Source organism: Micromonospora sp. CPCC 205554 (assembly GCF_036902745.1).
Classification (GTDB): Bacteria; Actinomycetota; Actinomycetes; order Mycobacteriales; family Micromonosporaceae; genus Micromonospora; species Micromonospora tulbaghiae.
Map to the genome: position 1 here is coordinate 141,916 of NZ_JBAKHP010000002.1, position 16,691 is coordinate 158,606.

At 74.1% G+C, this 16,691-nt stretch carries 14 protein-coding genes and 1 pseudogene; 3 read left to right on the top strand and 12 right to left on the bottom strand.

Annotation, left to right across the window (positions count from 1 at the left end; all coding sequences use genetic code 11):
* Nucleotides 1-43 precede the first annotated feature (43 nt).
* The 7 genes and pseudogenes from rny to V6U82_RS03740 all read right to left on the bottom strand — a co-directional run bounded on the left by rny (nt 44) and on the right by V6U82_RS03740 (nt 8,364).
* Nucleotides 44-1,810, bottom strand: coding sequence for a ribonuclease Y (gene rny / locus V6U82_RS03710; protein WP_334459198.1), 1,767 nt, complete (start codon nt 1,808-1,810; stop codon nt 44-46).
* Between the two features lie 1,143 nt (nt 1,811-2,953).
* Nucleotides 2,954-3,658 carry a 3-keto-5-aminohexanoate cleavage protein gene (locus tag V6U82_RS03715; protein ID WP_334459199.1) on the bottom strand — a complete coding sequence of 235 codons (705 nt, stop codon included), beginning with the start codon at nt 3,656-3,658 and terminating at the stop codon, nt 2,954-2,956.
* 51 nt (nt 3,659-3,709) lie between these two features.
* Nucleotides 3,710-4,402, bottom strand: coding sequence for a regulatory protein RecX (locus V6U82_RS03720; RefSeq protein WP_334459200.1), 693 nt, complete (start codon nt 4,400-4,402; stop codon nt 3,710-3,712).
* An 11-nt stretch (nt 4,403-4,413) separates the two neighbouring features.
* Nucleotides 4,414-5,463, bottom strand: coding sequence for a recombinase RecA (gene recA, locus V6U82_RS03725; RefSeq protein ID WP_073830227.1), 1,050 nt, complete (start codon nt 5,461-5,463; stop codon nt 4,414-4,416).
* Between the two features lie 185 nt (nt 5,464-5,648).
* Nucleotides 5,649-5,849, bottom strand: a complete 201-nt coding sequence (locus V6U82_RS03730; RefSeq protein ID WP_091190932.1) for a DUF3046 domain-containing protein — start codon at nt 5,847-5,849, stop codon at nt 5,649-5,651.
* Nucleotides 5,840-7,152: pseudogene (locus V6U82_RS03735) on the bottom strand (MFS transporter). Before V6U82_RS03735 ends, V6U82_RS03730 begins: the two are co-directional and overlap by 10 nt.
* Nucleotides 7,153-7,221: 69 nt before the next feature.
* Nucleotides 7,222-8,364 carry an acyl-CoA dehydrogenase family protein gene (locus V6U82_RS03740; protein WP_128138936.1) on the bottom strand — a complete coding sequence of 381 codons (1,143 nt, stop codon included), beginning with the start codon at nt 8,362-8,364 and terminating at the stop codon, nt 7,222-7,224.
* Nucleotides 8,365-8,453: 89 nt separating this feature from the next.
* Here V6U82_RS03740 and V6U82_RS03745 point away from each other — a divergent pair, with 89 nt between their 5' ends.
* On the top strand, nt 8,454-9,110 hold the full coding sequence (locus V6U82_RS03745; protein ID WP_128138935.1) for a 4a-hydroxytetrahydrobiopterin dehydratase: 657 nt from the start codon (nt 8,454-8,456) through the stop codon (nt 9,108-9,110).
* Between the two features lies 1 nt (nt 9,111).
* Here V6U82_RS03745 and V6U82_RS03750 read toward each other — a convergent pair whose 3' ends face one another.
* Both V6U82_RS03750 and V6U82_RS03755 read right to left on the bottom strand, forming a co-directional pair.
* Nucleotides 9,112-9,810 (bottom strand): UdgX family uracil-DNA binding protein, encoded by a 699-nt coding sequence (locus V6U82_RS03750; protein WP_121686670.1) that lies wholly within the window; start codon nt 9,808-9,810, stop codon nt 9,112-9,114.
* A 50-nt stretch (nt 9,811-9,860) separates the two neighbouring features.
* Nucleotides 9,861-11,195: an aminotransferase class I/II-fold pyridoxal phosphate-dependent enzyme gene (locus tag V6U82_RS03755; protein WP_334459208.1), complete on the bottom strand. Its 1,335-nt coding sequence runs from the start codon at nt 11,193-11,195 to the stop codon at nt 9,861-9,863.
* Nucleotides 11,196-11,233: 38 nt separating this feature from the next.
* Between V6U82_RS03755 and V6U82_RS03760 the strand changes: the two genes are divergently transcribed.
* Nucleotides 11,234-12,481 carry a bifunctional pyridoxamine 5'-phosphate oxidase family protein/GNAT family N-acetyltransferase gene (locus tag V6U82_RS03760; RefSeq protein ID WP_334459209.1) on the top strand — a complete coding sequence of 416 codons (1,248 nt, stop codon included), beginning with the start codon at nt 11,234-11,236 and terminating at the stop codon, nt 12,479-12,481.
* On the top strand, nt 12,478-13,140 hold the full coding sequence (leuE, locus tag V6U82_RS03765) for a leucine efflux protein LeuE (protein WP_120571072.1): 663 nt from the start codon (nt 12,478-12,480) through the stop codon (nt 13,138-13,140). The genes V6U82_RS03760 and leuE overlap by 4 nt, the downstream gene beginning before the upstream one ends.
* Nucleotides 13,141-13,152: 12 nt before the next feature.
* Here the strand turns inward: leuE and V6U82_RS03770 are convergent, their stop codons facing one another.
* The 3 genes from V6U82_RS03770 to V6U82_RS03780 all read right to left on the bottom strand — a co-directional run bounded on the left by V6U82_RS03770 (nt 13,153) and on the right by V6U82_RS03780 (nt 16,598).
* On the bottom strand, nt 13,153-14,082 hold the full coding sequence (locus V6U82_RS03770) for a sporulation protein (protein WP_334459213.1): 930 nt from the start codon (nt 14,080-14,082) through the stop codon (nt 13,153-13,155).
* Between the two features lie 99 nt (nt 14,083-14,181).
* Entirely contained in the window at nt 14,182-15,246 is a 1,065-nt protein-coding gene (locus V6U82_RS03775; protein WP_334459214.1) for a hemolysin family protein, read from the bottom strand.
* Complete coding sequence (locus V6U82_RS03780) at nt 15,243-16,598, bottom strand: hemolysin family protein (RefSeq protein WP_334459215.1); 1,356 nt, start codon at nt 16,596-16,598, stop codon at nt 15,243-15,245. Before V6U82_RS03780 ends, V6U82_RS03775 begins: the two co-directional genes overlap by 4 nt.
* Between the last annotated feature and the right edge of the window lie 93 nt (nt 16,599-16,691).

Genomic DNA, 16,691 nt, shown 5'->3' on the forward strand with positions numbered 1-16,691 from the left:
TGGGGGTTGTCCCCCACCCGCCCGTTCTCCGTCCTGCCGTCGCTCAGCGGGCGATCTCGGTGACCCGGGACTCGCGCACCACGGTCACCCGGATCTGACCCGGATAGGTCAGCTCCTCCTCGATCTGCTTGGCCACGTCCCGGGCCAGCACCGCCGCGCCGATGTCGTCCACGTCGTCCGGCTTGACCATCACCCGGATCTCCCGGCCCGCCTGCATGGCGAAGACCTTCTCCACGCCCAGCTTGCCGGCCGCGATCTCCTCGATCCGCTCCAGCCGCTTGACGTACGCCTCGAGGCTCTCCCGCCGCGCGCCCGGCCGCCCACCCGAGCAGGCGTCCGACGCCTGGGTCAGCACCGCCTCGATGGTCTGCGGCGGCACCTCGTTGTGGTGCGCCTCGATGGCGTGCACCACGTCCTCGCTCTCGCCGTACTTGCGGGCCACGTCCGCGCCGATGATCGCGTGGCTGCCCTCCACCTCGTGGGTGAGCGCCTTGCCGATGTCGTGCAGGAACGCGCACCGCTTGATCGTCGGCACGTCCAGCCGCAGCTCGGCGGCCATCACCCCGGCGATGTGCGCGGTCTCCACCAGGTGCTTGAGCACGTTCTGCCCGTACGACGTCCGGTAGCGCAGCCGGCCCAGCAGCGTGACCAGCTCCGGGTGGATCTCGGTGATGCCGACCTCGACCAGCGCGTCCTCGGCGGCCCGGAGGCACAGCTCCTCCACCTCCTGCCGGGCCAGGTCGTAGACCTCCTCGATCCGGTGCGGGTGGATCCGGCCGTCCAGCACCAGCTTCTCCAGCGTGACCCGGCCGACCTCCCGGCGCACCGGGTCGAAGCAGGACAGCAACACCGCCTCGGGGGTGTCGTCGATGATCAGGTTGACGCCGGTGACCGACTCGAAGGCGCGGATGTTGCGCCCCTCCCGGCCGATGATGCGCCCCTTCATCTCGTCGCCGGGCAGGTGCAGCACGCTGACCACGCTCTCCGCGGTCTGCTCGCTGGCCACCCGCTGGATGGCGTCCACCACGATGTTGCGGGCGCGCTGCTCGGCGCTGCCCCGGGCGTCCGCCTCGATCTCCCGGACCAGCAGCGCGGCCTCCCGCTTCGCCTGCCCCTCGATCGACTCGACCAGCTCGGCGCGCGCCGCGTCGGCGGTCAGGCCGGCCACCCGCTCCAGCTCGCGGCGGCGCTGCTCCTCCACCTCGGTCAGCGTCCGCTCGCGCTCGGCCAGTGCGGCCTCCCGGGCGGCGAGCGCCGCGGTGGCGGCGGTGAGCTGCCGCTCCCGCTCGGCCAGCCGCTCCACCTCCTCGGTGTGCAGCCGCTCCCGCTCGTCCATCCGGGCGGCCCGGCGTTCCACCTCGGCCGCCTGCTCCCGGGTGGTGGCGGCCAGCACCGCCACCTCCCGCTCGCCGCTGCGCCGCGCGGTGGCGCGCAACTGCTCGGCGTCGGCCTCGGCCTGCTTGTGCGCCCGCTCCAGCACCGTGTCCGCCTCGGCGCGGGCGTCGTCGAGCACCCGTCGCGCCTCGGCCCGGGCCGCCTTCGCCTCCGCCTTGGCGGCAGCCGCCTCGGCCCGCGCCGCCGCAGCCGCGGACTTCGCCACGTCGATGGTGCTGTTCACCTCGTCGGCGGCCGTCCGCAACGCCGCGAGGGACTGCTCCTGCCGATCCTTCTCCGCGATGAAGGCCGGGTCCTCCGGCGCGGGCGCCAGGCTGAGCCGCTTGAGGGCACGCACGCCGAACAGCACGGCGCCGACCACCACCACGACCAGCAGCAGCACGACCAGGAGGAGGACGACGTCGAAGGCGCTCATCGAGCCGCTCCGCACCGGTACGCGGACGCGCTCGCGCGCCGGGCTCCGGCGTCGTGCTTCCGCCCTGCTCCGACGGCCCGGCCGGCGTCGCCGGCACGTCGGGACTCGACGGCCCGGCCGGCGTCGCCGTTCCGCCGTGCTCCTGTCGCCCGGCCGGCGTCGCCGTTCCGCCGTGCTCCTGTCGCCCGGCCGGCGTCGCCGTTCCGCCGTGCTCCTGTCGCCCGGCCGGCGTCGCCGTTCCGCCGTGCTCCTGTCGCCCGGCCGGCGTCGCCGTTCCGCCGTGCTCCTGTCGCTCGGCCGGCATTGCCGGGCCGTCCGGGCTCGGTGGCCGGGCTGTCACCCGCCCGGAGGGAATCGGGGCCGTGTGGCAGACCGCCGGTGAACCTGTGCCGCCCTGCCATGGCCGCCTCCCCCTGAACGTCGGCGCCGCAGGACACGCGCGAAGGACACGCGCCTGCGACTCTGGACGCCCGACCGGAGCGGCTGGCTGTGGGCAGCTTTCCGTCGGCGGTGTCCCCTGTGGGGCACCGCTGGCGGGCCGGTTGCAGTTGTCGGAGGCTCCGGGGTCTCCGGAGCGCCCGTCAAGGGCCGGTGTAGCTGGCCAAAGTGATGCTGTTCTGTTACGAGATCTATGTTGTGCGCTTAGCCTGCGCTGGTCGGGCAAAGTGAGCCTGTATGGCGAGGCTAGGTCGCGAGGGGCCGTTCGGTCAAGGAGTCATGATCAAACCACCCGGACGGAGAGAAGTTGCAGCGTCACTCAGCGGTGATCAGATGCCGGACAGGCCCGGACAAACCCCGCCCCCTCAGCGCCACTGCTCGCCGTTCCCGACCTGCTCAGGCCCCCTCCCCCATCGACGCCGCCCGCACCCCCCACGCGATCAAGGAGTTGGCGTCACCCCGAGGGCCCTCCGGTGACACAAACTCCTTGATCACCGCGCCGAGCCAACCGGGCTGTCGCAGGCATGCCGGCGCAGGGAGGCGCGACGACCTTCTGACCCGCCTCTCCCCGCACGATCATGAGGTTGACGGGCTCGATCATGAAGTTGGCCTGGACAAACCGGACGAGAATTGCCGTCAACTTCATGATCAACAGGGCTGGGCGGGCGGGACAGGGCGGGGTGGGGCGGGGCGGTCCCGGGTGGGTCAGCGGGCGGCGGTGGCTCGGGCTGTGGTCACCAGGGTGGCGTTGTCGGGGGCCTCGGTGCCGTCGGGCAGCAGCAGCGTGTCCTCCAGGCCGATCCGGGTGTGCAGGCCACGACGGACCGCCTCGGCGTACACCGGCCAGGTGGCCGGACCCTCCCCGTGCAGCAGCACCGGCGGGTGCTCGCCGGGCAGCGCGCCGAGGATCGCCGCCGCGTCGGCCAGCGCCGTCTCGACCTGCTCGGCCATGCACTCGACGAGGATCCGCCCGGTCGGCGCGGCCCAGCGGCGCCAGGCGTCGACCGCTGCCGGGGTCCACAGACCGGCCTCGACCATCACGCCGCGCTCGTGCAGGGCGGCGGCGACCTCGGCCGCTCCGGGCTCGTGCGCGTTGACCGAGGCGAAGTCGGGCAGCACCGTCCAGGCGCGGACGGCGGCGACCCGCGCGGCCGGGTCGGGGACGATCCAGGCGCCGGTGCTCACGCCGGCCGGCAGGCCGGGACACGCGTCGCGGATGGCGGTGACCGCCGCGGCGATCACGGCCGGGTCGATCGACTCGGCGCCGCTGTCGTCGCGCGGGTGCACGTGCACCGCCGCCACCCCGGCGGTCGCGCAGCGGACCGCGTCGGCGGCCAGTTCGGCCGGGGTGAGCGGCACGGCGGGATGCTCGTCCCGCCGTCGTGTGCCGTTGAGACACGCCTTCAGCACCGGTGTGGCGCCTCTCCTGGGTCGGCGGCCGCGACAAGGGCGGCCGGTCGGTCAGTCGAGCCGGCGGGAGTCCAGGTCGTGCTCGGCGTCGGCCATCGCGTCGGCGTCGATGTGCTCGGCGAACTCGGCCGCCTCGGCGCTCTGCGCGGCCAGCGCGTCCTTCACCGCCCCGATCGCCACCCCCGCCGGGTAGCCCTTGCGCGCCAGCATCCCGACCAGGCGCCGGAACACCGCGTCCGGCTCGCCCCGGGCGGTGCGCAGTTTGCGCTCCACCAGGGCGCGGGCGGTCTGCGCCTCGGTCTCCTCGTCCAGCCCGTCCAGGGCCGCGCCGGCCACCTCGCCGTCGACGCCGCGCTGGCGCAGCTCGTTGGCGAGCGCACGGCGGGCCAGCCCACGGCCGTTGTGCCGGCTGCTCACCCAGGCGCGGGCGAAGGCGGCGTCGTCGACGATGCCGACCTCGTCGTACCGGTCGAGGACCTGCTCGGCGACCTCCTCGGAGATGCCGCGCCGGGCCAGCGCACCGGCCAGCTCGGCCCGGGTGCGCGGGCGCACCGCGAGCTGCCGCAGGCAGATCTCCCGGGCCACCTCGGCCTCGTCGCGCGGCGGAGCCGGAGCCTCCCCTGCATCGGGCTCCGCCGCGCGATCACGGCGTCCCCGGCGAGGCCGGGGCGTACCTGTGGCGTCGCCCGTACGGGGTGGACCGGCATCCCAGCCCCGGCCCGTACGGGCGCGTCGTCCTGCCACGGGTCAGCGGATCAGAAGTCGACCGGCGGCAGTTCCGGGCCACCGGTGGCGTCACCGGCACCGCCGGTGCCGACGCCGAGCTTCTCCAGGATCTTCTTCTCGATCTCGGCTGCCACGTCCGGGTTCTCGCGGAGGAACTCGCGGGCCTTCTCCTTGCCCTGGCCGAGCTGGTCACCGTCGTAGGTGTACCAGGCGCCGGACTTGCGAATGATCGCCTGCTCCACGCCGACGTCGATCAGCGAGCCCTCGCGGGAGATGCCCTTGCCGTACATGATGTCGAACTCGGCCTGCTTGAACGGCGCGGCGACCTTGTTCTTCACGACCTTGACCCGGGTGCGGTTACCGACCACGTCGGTGCCGTCCTTGAGGCTCTCGATGCGGCGCACGTCGAGCCGGACCGAGGCGTAGAACTTCAGCGCACGGCCACCGGTGGTGGTCTCCGGGCTGCCGAACATCACGCCGATCTTCTCGCGGAGCTGGTTGATGAAGATCGCGGTGGTGCCGGTGTTGTTGAGCACACCGGTGATCTTCCGCAGCGCCTGGCTCATCAGCCGGGCCTGGAGGCCGACGTGGCTGTCGCCCATCTCGCCCTCGATCTCGGCGCGCGGCACCAGGGCCGCCACCGAGTCGATCACGATGATGTCGATCGCGCCGGAGCGGACCAGCATGTCGGCGATCTCCAGCGCCTGCTCGCCGGTGTCCGGCTGGGAGACCAGCAGGGCGTCGGTGTCGACGCCGAGGGCCCGCGCGTACTCCGGGTCGAGCGCGTGCTCGGCGTCGATGAACGCGGCGATGCCGCCGGCGCGCTGGGCGTTCGCCACCGCGTGCAGGGCGACGGTGGTCTTACCGCTGGACTCCGGACCGTAGATCTCGACCACCCGGCCGCGGGGCAGACCGCCCACGCCGAGCGCCACGTCGAGCGCGATGGAGCCGGTCGGGATGACAGCCGTCTGCACGACGGGCCGCTCCCCCAGCCGCATCACCGAACCCTTGCCGAACTGCTTGTCGATCTGAGCGAGAGCAAGGTCGAGCGCCTTCTCCCGGTCAGGCCCTGCTGCCATCGTTGCCACCCCTGCCTTCGCCGGCGTCTTTCCTGAGCTTCGCGTCACGCGGGACACGCTAGGCGCTGGGTCCGACAGAAAACCAGCCGACGGGCCGTGAGCTGTGGACGAGCACCCCGCTGTGGACAATAGCCGAACAGGTGTACGACTGGGCAAGCGACACGCGGGATGGACGAAAAGGCTGCTCAGCGTAGTCGGGCGGGCACCCGGTCCGGGTAGGCGGCGACCACGGCACGCCAGACCACGTGCGTTTCCTCACCGGCGGCGAGGGCCTGCTCGATGGTCCGCCCGCCGAGCTGGGACAGCACCTGGTCGCTGGCGATGCTGGCCGCGTACCCCGGGCCGAACGCCTCCTCCAGCCGCGTCCAGAAGTCGGTCAGCCGCACGTGTTCAGTCCTCCTCGTCGAGTGGTGCCGTGCCGGTAGGGCGCAGCGCCAGCGCCACCAGCGGCACCACCGCGATCGCCGACAGCAGGGTGAGCGTCGGGTACCCCACGGCTCGCATGACGAACCCGCTCGCCGCCGCCGCGCCCGCCCCGGCCAGCCCCATGAGCAGGTCGGACAGGCCCTGCACGCCGGGCCGGTCGGCGGTGGGCACCGACTCCGACAGCAGCGTCGAGCCCGCCACCATCGTGCCCGACCAGCCCAGCCCGAGCAGCGTCAGCCCCACCGACAGCAGCGGCGTGTGGTGCCCGGCGGTGCCGGACACCGCGCACGCGGCCAGCAGCAGCGCCACCCCGCCGAGGATCACCGGCCGCCGGCCGAACCGGTCGGTGAGCCACCCCACCACCGGCGACAGCGCGTACATGCCGGCGATGTGCAGGCTCAGCACCAGGCCGACCACTGGTAGCACGTCCGCGTCGGAGTGCCACTCGCCGAGGTGCACCGGGGTCATCGACATCACCGCGACCATCACCAGGTGCCCCACCGCGACAGCGGCGATGCCGAGGCGGGCGGCCGGCCGCCCGCGTACCGTGCGCCACGCGGCGGCCATGCCACCGCGGCGGTTGACCGCCGGTGCGGCGCCCGGTGCCGGCTCGGCCGCCGTCAGCCGGCGCGCGGTGAGCAGCGGGTCCGGCCGCAGCAGGACCAGGAGTACGACGGCGGTGAGCGTGAACGCGACGGCGCTGAAGGCGAACGGGCCGGCCAGCGCCGGCAGGCCCCAGCCCCGGGTGGTGTCGTCGGCGAGCGCGGCGAAGTTCGGCGCGGCCACCGCGCCGATGGTGGTGGCCCAGACGACCAGCGAGAGCTGCCGCCCCCGGCGCTGCGGCTCGGCCAGGTCCACCGCGGTGTAGCGGGCCTGGAGGTTGGCCGCGGTGCCGCCGCCGAACAGCAGCATGCCGACGAAGAGCAGCGGCACCAGGCGCGTCACGGTGGCGACCACGACCAGCACGCCGCCGACCGCGCCCACGACGTACGCGAGGACCAGCCCCGGCCGGCGACCACGGGCGGCCATGAGCCGGGTGACCGGGATGGCGAGCAGCGCGGCGCCGACCACACCGGCGCTCTGCGCCAGCCCGGCCAGGGCGGTGCCGGCCACCCGGGCGGCGAGCAGCGCGCCGACCGAGATGCCGATGGTGACGCCGATGCCGCCGATGATCTGGGTGAGGAACAGCAGCCGGACGGTACGCCGCTGGATGCCGGCGACGTCGGGCCGGGGCGGGGCCGGCGCGGTCAGGTCGGTGGACATGCGCGCTCCTGGTGAGGACGGATGCCCCATCCTCCCCCGCCGGTCCGTTCGACCGGCAACCCGGTTTCGCTACAGGCCGAGGCCCCGGCCGATGATCTCCTTCATGATCTCGGTGGTGCCGCCGTAGATCGTCTGCACCCGGCTGTCCAGCCACGCCTTCGCCACCGGGTACTCGGCCATGAAGCCGTAGCCGCCGTGCAGCTGCACACAGCGGTCGGCCACCCTGGTCTGCAACTCGGTGGTCCACCACTTGGCCTTCGCCGCGTCGGTCACCGACAGGCGGCCCGCGTTGAACTCGGTGACGCAGTGGTTGACGAACGTCCGCGCGATGGTGACCTCGGTGTCCAGCTCGGCCAGCAGGAACCGGTTGTGCTGGAACCGGCCGATCGGCCGCCCGAACGCCTCGCGGGAGCGGGCGTACTCGATGGTGAGCGCGAGCAGCTTCTCGCAGGCCGCCACCGCCGCGACGGCGATGCTCAGCCGTTCCCGGGGCAGGTTGGCCATCAGGTGGTAGAAGCCCTGGTTCTCGGCGCCGATCAGGTTCTCCGCCGGCACCCGGCAGTCGTCGAAGAACAGCTCGGCGGTGTCGTTGGCCTTCAACCCGACCTTCGCCAGCCGGCGGCCCCGGCTGAAGCCCGGTGTGCCGTCCTCCACCACGACCAGGCTCACCCCGTGCGCGCCCTGGTCCGGCGCGGTCTTGACCACCACGACCACCAGGTCGGCCATCTCGCCGTTGGTGATGAACGTCTTCTGCCCGTTGAGGACCAGGCTGTCGCCGTCGCGGACCGCCGTGGTGCGGATGCCCGCCAGGTCGCTGCCCGCGCCCGGCTCGCTCATCGCGATCGCGGTGACCAGGTCGCCGGAGCAGAAGCCCGGCAGCCACCGCTTGCGCTGGTCGCCGGTGGTCAGCTCGGTCAGGTACGGCGCGACCACGTCGTTGTGCAGCCCGAACCCGAGGCCCGAGCACCCGGACGCGACGATCTCCTCGTCGAGTACCGCGTTGAACCGGAAGTCGCGCTGTCCGCCGCCGCCGTACTCGGGATCGACGTCGGGGCCGAGCAGCCCGGCCGCGCCGGCGGCCCGCCACACCTCCCGGTCGACGATCCCGTCGGCCTCCCAGCGCTCGTGGTGCGGCACCGCCTCCCGGGTCAGGAACCGGCGGCACAGGTCACGGAACTCGTCGTGGACGGGCTCGTAGAGATGCTGCTCCATGGCGGCCAGTCTGGCACCGCTCACCCGCGCCGGACAGGGGCGAACCGGGCGGGGTGGCCCGCCATCGCGCGGTGGACCAGGATGGCGGGATGAGCACACTCACGGGGAAACAGGTCGCCGAGGCCGGGCTGGACGGGTGGACGTACCTGCTGGGGGCGTTGCAGACGCGCGTCCGTACCCCCGATTTCGCGGCCGGGCTGGCGCTGGTGGCCGCGGTGGGCGCGGAGGCCGAGCGGGTCGACCATCATCCGGACCTGGACCTGCGCTACACCCACGTCGACGTTCGGCTGTGGTCGCACGACGCGGGCGGCGTGACCCAGCGTGACCTGCGGCTGGCCCGGACGATCTCGGCGCTGGCCGCCGACGCCGGGCTGACCCTGTCGGCGGCCGGGCTGGCCCGCCTGGAACTGGCGCTGGACACCCCGGAGCACGCGGCGGTGCTGCCGTTCTGGCGGGCGGTCCTGGCCTGGCAGTCGCCGGGCGGCCGGGGCCCGGACGACGACGAGGTACGCGACCCGGACGGCGTGCTGCCGACGATCTGGTTCCAGCGTTCCGGCCGGGACGAGCCCCGGCAGCGGTGGCACCCGGACGTGTGGGTCGACCCGGCCGAGGTGGACGCGCGCATCGCTGCCGCGCTGGCGGCGGGCGGCACGCTGGTCAGCGACGCGGAGGCGCCGAACTTCTGGGTGCTCGCCGACCCGGACGGCAACCGGGTCTGCCTCTGCACCTGGCAGCAGCGCTCCTGACTCAGCGCAGCGCCTTGGCGGCCACCTTCAGGTCGGCGACCAGCCCTTCGTACGCCACGTCCTGGTTGTCGGCGCGCAGCACCGCGGACGGGTGGATGGTGGCGAGCAACCGGGCCGCCGGGGCGTCGGCGACCGCGCCCGTCCGGTCCACCGGCACCCGTTCGAAGTCCTCCGGGTGCTGGGCGGCGGCGGGCCAGGGCATCAGCTCGCCGCGCTGCTTCGTCACCCGGAACGACGGGCCGAGCAGCGCCTTGGCGGCGGTGGCGCCGAGCACCACCACGATCTCCGGGCGCAGCCGGGCGAACTCGGCGACCAGCCAGGGCCGGCAGGCGGTGACGTGCACCCGGTCCGGGGTCTGGTGGATGCGCCGCTTGCCGCGCAGCTCGAACCGGAAGTGCTTCACGGCGTTCGTCAGGTAGATCTGGGCGGGGTCGAGCGCGGCGTCGTCGACGGCCTTGCGCAGCAGCCGTCCGGCCGGGCCGACGAACGGCAGTCCCTTCTGGTCCTCGATGTCGCCCGGCTGTTCGCCGACGAAGACCACGCGGGCGTGTTCGTCGCCGCGGCCGAAGACGGTCTGGGTGGCGTCCCGGTACAGCTCGCAGCCCCGGCAGCCGCCCGCCGCGGCGCGCAGCTCGTCGATGGTGTCCGCCGACGGCGGGATGAACTCCTGCGCTCCGGGGGCGCTCTCGGTCTCGGCCATGCCGACCGTTCTACCCCCTCGGCAGCCGCCCACGCGAGCGCTTGCCGCGATCAGGCGGTGAAGGCCGGGGTGGGCCGGGCGGCGCGGGCGATCACGTCGGCGAGCGCGGGGATGTCCGCCTCGTCCAGCGCGCTGACCGAGACGCGCACGGCGGGGGCGGCCGCGATCCGGTACAGGCCGCCGGGGGCGAGCGACCACCCGGCGTCGCGCAGCGTCGTGACCGCCACCGTCTCGTCGGGCACCGGCACCCAGACGTTGATCCCGGTACGCCCGTGCGCGGCCACCCCGCGCGCGGCGAGCGCGGCCACCAGCCCGTCGCGCCGCCGGTCGTAGCTGTCCGCCGCGTGCCGTACCAGCCCGGCGGTGGCCGGGTCGCGCCAGAGCGACACGACCAGGCGTTGCAGCACCGTGGAGACCCAGCCGGCGCCGACCCGTGCCCGCCCGGCGACCCGGGCCACTGTGGCCTCGTCGCCGGCCAGCACCGCCAGCCGCAGGTCGGGCCCGTAGGGCTTGCTCACCGACCGGACGAAGGCCCACGCCGGGGTCGCCCCGGCGAGCGGGCACAGGGGTACGCGGGCCAGCTCGGCGGCGTGGTCGTCCTCGATGAGCAGCAGGTCGGCCCGGCCGGCGAGCAGCGTCCGCAGCGCGTCGCCCCGGTCGGCCGAGACGGCGGCCCCGGTCGGGTTCTGCGCCCGGCTGGTCACCACGAGCGCCCGGACCCCGGCGGCCAGCGCCGCCCGGACCCCGCCCACGGTGGGGCCCTCGTCGTCCACCGGAACCCCGACGGTACGCAGCCCGAGCGCGGCGATCAGGTCGAGCAGGTTGGCCCAGCCCGGGTCCTCCACCGCCACCGCGTCGCCGGGGCGCAGGTGGGCGGCGAGCAGCCGTTCGATGCCGTCGAGCGCACCGCCGGTGACTGTAAGCTCGGCGGCCGGCACCCCGTCCGCGGCGAGCCGGTCCCGGGCCAGGGCGGCCAGGTCGGGCAGCACGGCGTCGGTCGCGTACCCGCCGGGGGGTCCGATCTCGGCGGCGAGCGCGGCCAGGTGCGGCCCGAGCGGGGGCAGCAGCCGGGGGTCGGGCTGACCGGCGGAGAGGTCGCGGCCGCCGGTCAGGGGCGGTGGCAGCAGCGCGGCGCGGCGGGCGGCGACCGGCGGGCGGGGGCGGACCCGGGTGCCGTGCCGGCCGGCGGTCGCGACCAGGCCGCGTTGCCGCAGTTCCTGGTACGCCTTCGCGACGGTGGCCGGGCTGACGCCGAGGTCGGCGGCGAGCGCGCGGACGGCGGGCAGGGCGTCGCCCGGCGCGAGGTCACCGGCGCGGATGCCGGATTCGACGCTTGCCGAAATCGCGGCGGAGGTGGAACCGACGATCTGATAATGTGCTGCCACAGTTCGGAGATTGTACTAGCACGAAGGTGGGATGTCACGTGTACCCCCCGACCGAACGCACCACCGCCAGCCGCGTCCGCGACCGGATGTCCTACGACCGGGCCACCGCCCACGCGCTGCTCGACGAGGCGTACCACTGCGCGCTGTCGTTCACTGTGGACGGTGAGCCGCGCGTCCTGCCGACGCTGCACGTGCGCGTCGGCGACACGCTCTACCTGCACGGGTCCACCGGCAGCCGGCCGCTGCTGGCCGCCCGGGGCCAGGCCGGGCTGCCGGTCTGCGTCGCGGTGACCCACCTCGACGGGCTGATCTACGCCCGCTCCCAGTTCCACCACAGCGCCAACTATCGGTCGGTGGTGGCGCACGGCACCGCCCGGCTGGTCGACGACCCCGGCGAGAAGGCGGCGGTGATGACCGCGCTGGTGGAGAAGGTGGCCGCCGGCCGGTCCGGCGACAGCCGCCCGCCGAACCGGCGTGAGCTGGCCGAGACGGCCGTGCTGGCGCTGCCGCTGCGCGAGGTGTCGGTACGGGTGCGCACCGGCGGCGTCAACGACGAGCCGGCCGACGAGGCGCTGCCGTACTGGGCCGGTGTGGTGCCGCTGCGGCTCACGCCCGGCCGCCCCGAACCGGCGCCCGGTGTGGCCGCGCCGGTGCCTGCGTACCTGCGGGCGGCCCGCTCGCCGTGGCACGAGCCGGCGGTGCTGCGCGGTGAGCACGTCGTGCTGGAGCCGCTCGACCTCGCCCACGCCGACGAGCTGTACGCCGCCACCGCCGACCCGGAGGTCTGGCGGCACCTGGGCGGCACGCAGCCGGCCGACGCCGCCGAGATGCGCCGGGTGGTCGCCGGTTACCTGGACGCGCAGGAGCGCGGCGAGCAGGTGTGCTGGACGCAGCGCTGCGCGGTCACCGGCGGGGTGATCGGCACGACCTCCTACTACGAGATCGACCCGGTCCGCCGGTCACTGGCGATCGGCTACACCTGGCTGGGCCGCCCGTGGTGGCGTACCGGCGTCAACACCGAGGCGAAGCTGCTGCTGCTGGGCCGGGCCTTCGACGACCTGGACGCGGTCCGCGTGGTCTGGCACACCGACATCCGCAACGAACGCTCGCAGCGGGCGATCGCACGGCTCGGCGCGAGCCGGGAGGGCGTGCTGCGGCAGCACAAGCAGCGCGCCGACGGCTCCTGGCGGGACACCGTGCAGTACTCCATGCTCGCGCAGGAGTGGCGGAAGGCACAGGTCAGCCTGCGGGAAAGGCTTCGCCCCACGGCGGGCGCGGCGTCATGATGTCCGGCGTGCTGGGGATCACCGACATCTGGACGTACGTGCTGGGCACAGTGGCGATCGTGCTGCTGCCCGGGCCGAACTCGCTCTTCGTGCTGGCCACCGCCGCCCGCCGGGGCGTGGCCACCGGTTACCGGGCCGCCGCCGGGGTGTTCGTCGGCGACGCGGTGCTGATGGTCCTGTCCGCCGCCGGGGTCGCCTCGCTGCTCCAGGCGTACCCGCCGCTCTACCTGGTGATCAAGTACGCCGGCGCGGCGTACCTCGGGTATCTGGGGCTGGCCATGCTGCGCGGCGCGTGGCGGCGCTGGCGCGACCGCAACGACCCGGCCACGCCGCGCCTGATCGACGAGGTGGAGCCGGCGGAACAGCGGGAGCCGTTCCGGCGGGCGCTGGTGATCAGCCTGCTCAACCCGAAGGCGATCCTGTTCTTCGTCTCGTTCTTCATCCAGTTCGTCGACCCCGGGTACGCGTGGCCTGCGCTGTCCTTCCTGCTGCTCGGGCTGATCGCACAGGTCGCCAGCGCGATCTACCTGACCGTGCTGATCTTCACCGGCACGTACCTGGCGGCCCAGTTCCGGCAGCGCCGCCGGCTCGCCGCGAGCGGCACCACGGCGGTCGCGGTGCTGTTCCTCGGCTTCAGCCTCAAGCTCGCCGCCGGCTGACCGGCGGCGCGGTCAGGTGCCGTCGCCACCTCCGCCACCACCGCCGATGCCCGCGCCGCCGGCCGTCCCGCCGAGCCCGTAGCCCGGCGCGACGGGCCGGTCGGGGCGGCGGCTGACATGCGCCGACTCGCGGATCGTGGCGGACCAGTCGGCGTGCGCGGCGGCCGCCGCGTGCCGGTCGACGGCGTGCCGCAGCCAGCCGTCCACTGTGGCCACCCAGTCGCGCTGGTCGGCCCCGGCGTGCCAGACCCGGAACCGGCTGATGCTCTGGTGGGTGATCCCGGCGAGGGAGAGCCGCCGGTCCACCCAGAGCAGCACCTCCATACCGGCCGGGTCGGTCATCATGATCACTTCGAGTTCGGTCATCGGCCCGGCGTAGAGCGGCGCGGCCCAGAACCCGTACCACTGCTGGAACGGCAACGTCTGCTCCACCCCCGGCAGCCGTCCCTCACGCAGCCCCGCCTGCCGGATCGCGAAGCCGAGCGTGTCCAGCGCGGCGAGCACGTGCTCCTGGGTGGGCAGCGGGTGGATCAGCACCGGCACCATCGCGCCCTGGTCCACCTCCGGGTCCACCGACACCTCGGTGCGCAGCCCGGTACGCAGGCTCAGCAACGGCACCCCGCCGTACGTGGTCACCGGCGACTCCCAGGGCAGCGGCACGGCGAAGTCGACCGCCCGCCGCCGCCCGGCCGGCACCACGAACCGTCCCGCGATCGTCCACGTCTGGAACTGCACCAGGCGGCGCGGCGCCTCCGGGTCCTCCGGTTCGACCTGGGTCACCAGCCCCAGCCGGATGTGCCGGACCGGCACGTCCGAGCCGCCGGCGCTCAACGTCACCCGGCCCGGCAGGCGCAGGCCCGGCCGGGTGCTCGGGTTGGGCACCGTGGTGCTCACCGAGAGCCCGGTCCAGGCGGAGTCCCGCGACACGCCGGTCAACCGCATGCCGGGGCATTCCCGCTGCCCGCCCGGCCATGCCAGGCCGGAACGGACGCCGGCCCGGCCGAGGTGGTGTTCCACCCCGCCGGGCCGGCGGCATGACGGTCAGCGCATCCGGCGGCCTCGCGGCACCGGGTCGGTCTCGTCGTCGAACTCGCCGATGACCTCCTCCAGGAGGTCCTCCAGCGCGACGAACCCGATCGGCCGGGTCGGCCCACCGCCGTTGCTCACCAGCGCGAGCTGCGCCTGCTGCGCCCGCATCGCGGCCACCGCCTCGGTCACCGACGCCTCGGCCGGCAACGTGAAGGCGTTGGTCATCAACTCCTCCGCGGTCGCCGGGCGGCCGGTGGTGACGGCGCGCACCGCCTCGCGTACGTGCACCAGGCCGCACACCTCGCCACCGCTGTCGACCACCGCCAGCCGGGAGCGGCCGCTGTCGCGGGACACGTGCTCGATCCGCTCGGCGGTCTCGCCCCGGCCCACCGTCACGATCCGGTCGAACGGCTCCATCACCTGGGCGACTGTGGTGCCCTGGAGCTCCAGCATGCTGCTGAGCAACTGGTGCTGCTCGGCGCCGAGCAGCCCGTGCTCCCGGGACTGCTCCAGCAGGATGCGCAGCTCGTCCGGGCCGTGCACCTGCGCCAGCTGGTCCTGCTGCTGCACCCCGAACAGGCGCAACATCGCGTTCGCGAGCCCGTTGAGCAGGGACAGCACCGGCCGGACGATCCGGGCGAACGCCCGGAACGGCAGCGCCAGCAGCATCGCCGAACGCTCCGCGTCGGTGATCGCCCACGACTTCGGGGCCATCTCGCCCACCACCAGGTGCAGGAACGTCACGAGCGACAGCGCGAACACCAGCGCCACCACGTGACTGGCCGCGGCGGGCAGGCCGACCGCGTGCAGCAACGGGCTGAGCAGGTGCTCGATGGCCGGCTCGGCCAGCGCGCCCAGACCCAGCGTGCACAGCGTGATGCCGAGCTGCGCGCCGGCCAGCATGAGGCTCAGCTCGCGGACGCCGTCCAGCGCCGCGCGGGCCGCCCGGCCACCGCCGGCCGCCGCCTGTTCCAGCCGGTACCGCTTGGACGCGACGAGCGCGAACTCGGCGGCCACGAAGAACCCGTTGAGCGCCAGCAGCACCCCGGAGAAGATCAACGCGAACCCGGGGCTCATGCGGCACCCTCCCCGGACACGTCGGCGGTCGGCCGCAGCCGCACCGAGTCGGCCACGTGCCGGTCCACCGCCAGCACCTCGACCAGCACCCGCGGGCCGCCGGCCGGCCCGTCGCCGTCCGCGGCGACCGGGATCTCCAGCCGGTCACCGACCTCGGGCACCCGGCCCAGCTCACGCATCACCAGACCGGAGAGCGTGTCGTACTCGGGCGCCTCCGGCAGTTCGATGCCGGTGCTGTCGGCGACCTCGTCGATGCGCCAGCGCGCCGGGACCACCCAGGAGCCGTCCTCCTGCCGCGCCGCGGCCCGGTCCGGCGGGTCGTCCTCGTCGCGGATCGGCCCGACCAGTTCCTCGGCCAGGTCCTCCAGCGTGATCACGCCGGCGAAGCCGCCGTACTCGTCGACCACGCAGGCGAGCTGCCGGTGCCCGGACCGCAGGCGGTCCAGCACCGTCGGCAGCGGCAGCGTCTCGGGCACCAGCAACGGGGGTACGGCCACCGCGTCGACCCGGGTGGTCGCGCGCTGCGCCGGGGGCACCCCGAGCACGTCGGCGATGCCGACCACGCCGATCAGGTCGTCGACGCCCTCGGCGCCGCGCACCGGGAACCGGGAGTGGCCGGTGTCCAGCAGCTCGACGATCCGGCTGACCGGCTCGTCGGCCCGGACGGTGTGCACGTCGACCCGGGGCACCATCGCCTCCCCGGCGGTCAGCTCCCGGAAGTCCAGACCCCGGTCCAGCAGGTCGGACATCTCGGCGTCGAGATGCCCCTCCTCCCGGGACTCGGCGATGATCTGTTCCAGGTCCTGCGGGGTGGCACCGCTGGGCAGCTCCTCGATCGGCTCGATGCCGACGCGGCGGAGCAGCCGTACGGCGGCCCGGTCGAACAACGTGATCAGCGGACCGGCGATCTTCAGGTAGATCAGGGTGGACCGGGACAGCGCCCGGGCGAGCGGCTCGGCCCGCGCGATGGCCAGGTTCTTCGGGGCCAGCTCGCCGAGGACCATCTGCACCACCGTGGCGATGATCAGGGCGAGGGCAACCGACAGCGGCAGCGACACCGAGCTGGAGAGCCCGGCCAGGCCGAGCAGGTCGGCCAGCCCGGCGCCCAGGTACGGCTCGGCGACGTAACCGACCAGCAGGGCGGTCACGGTGATGCCGAGCTGCGCGCCGGACAGCATGAACGAGAGCCGCCCGGTCACCTCCAGGGCCCGGGCCGCGGCACGGTCGCCACCGTCGGCGAGCTGCTTGAGCTTGCCCCGGTCCACGGCGACGTAACCGAACTCCTGGGCCACGAAGTACCCGGTGGCGGCGGTGAGGACGGTGATGAGAAGGAGACCGACGAGGATCAACACGGGAGGTTCAGGGCTCCCGGGGTCGTCGGGGAGGGAATTCGCCGGGTATGACCCGGCCGGCTACTGCTGCCCTCCGGGGCAGGAGAGTCGATC

Bases quoted from the DNA above. Each gene is read 5' to 3' on its own strand.
- rny (WP_334459198.1), bottom strand. From the start codon at position 1,810: ATGAGCGCCTTCGACGTCGTCCTCCTCCTGGTCGTGCTGCTGCTGGTC.
- recA (WP_073830227.1), bottom strand. From the start codon at position 5,463: ATGGCAGCAGGGCCTGACCGGGAGAAGGCGCTCGACCTTGCTCTCGCT.
- V6U82_RS03740 (WP_128138936.1), bottom strand. From the start codon at position 8,364: ATGGAGCAGCATCTCTACGAGCCCGTCCACGACGAGTTCCGTGACCTG.
- V6U82_RS03745 (WP_128138935.1), top strand. From the start codon at position 8,454: ATGAGCACACTCACGGGGAAACAGGTCGCCGAGGCCGGGCTGGACGGG.
- V6U82_RS03750 (WP_121686670.1), bottom strand. From the start codon at position 9,810: ATGGCCGAGACCGAGAGCGCCCCCGGAGCGCAGGAGTTCATCCCGCCG.
- leuE (WP_120571072.1), top strand. From the start codon at position 12,478: ATGATGTCCGGCGTGCTGGGGATCACCGACATCTGGACGTACGTGCTG.
- V6U82_RS03770 (WP_334459213.1), bottom strand. From the start codon at position 14,082: ATGCGGTTGACCGGCGTGTCGCGGGACTCCGCCTGGACCGGGCTCTCG.
- V6U82_RS03775 (WP_334459214.1), bottom strand. From the start codon at position 15,246: ATGAGCCCCGGGTTCGCGTTGATCTTCTCCGGGGTGCTGCTGGCGCTC.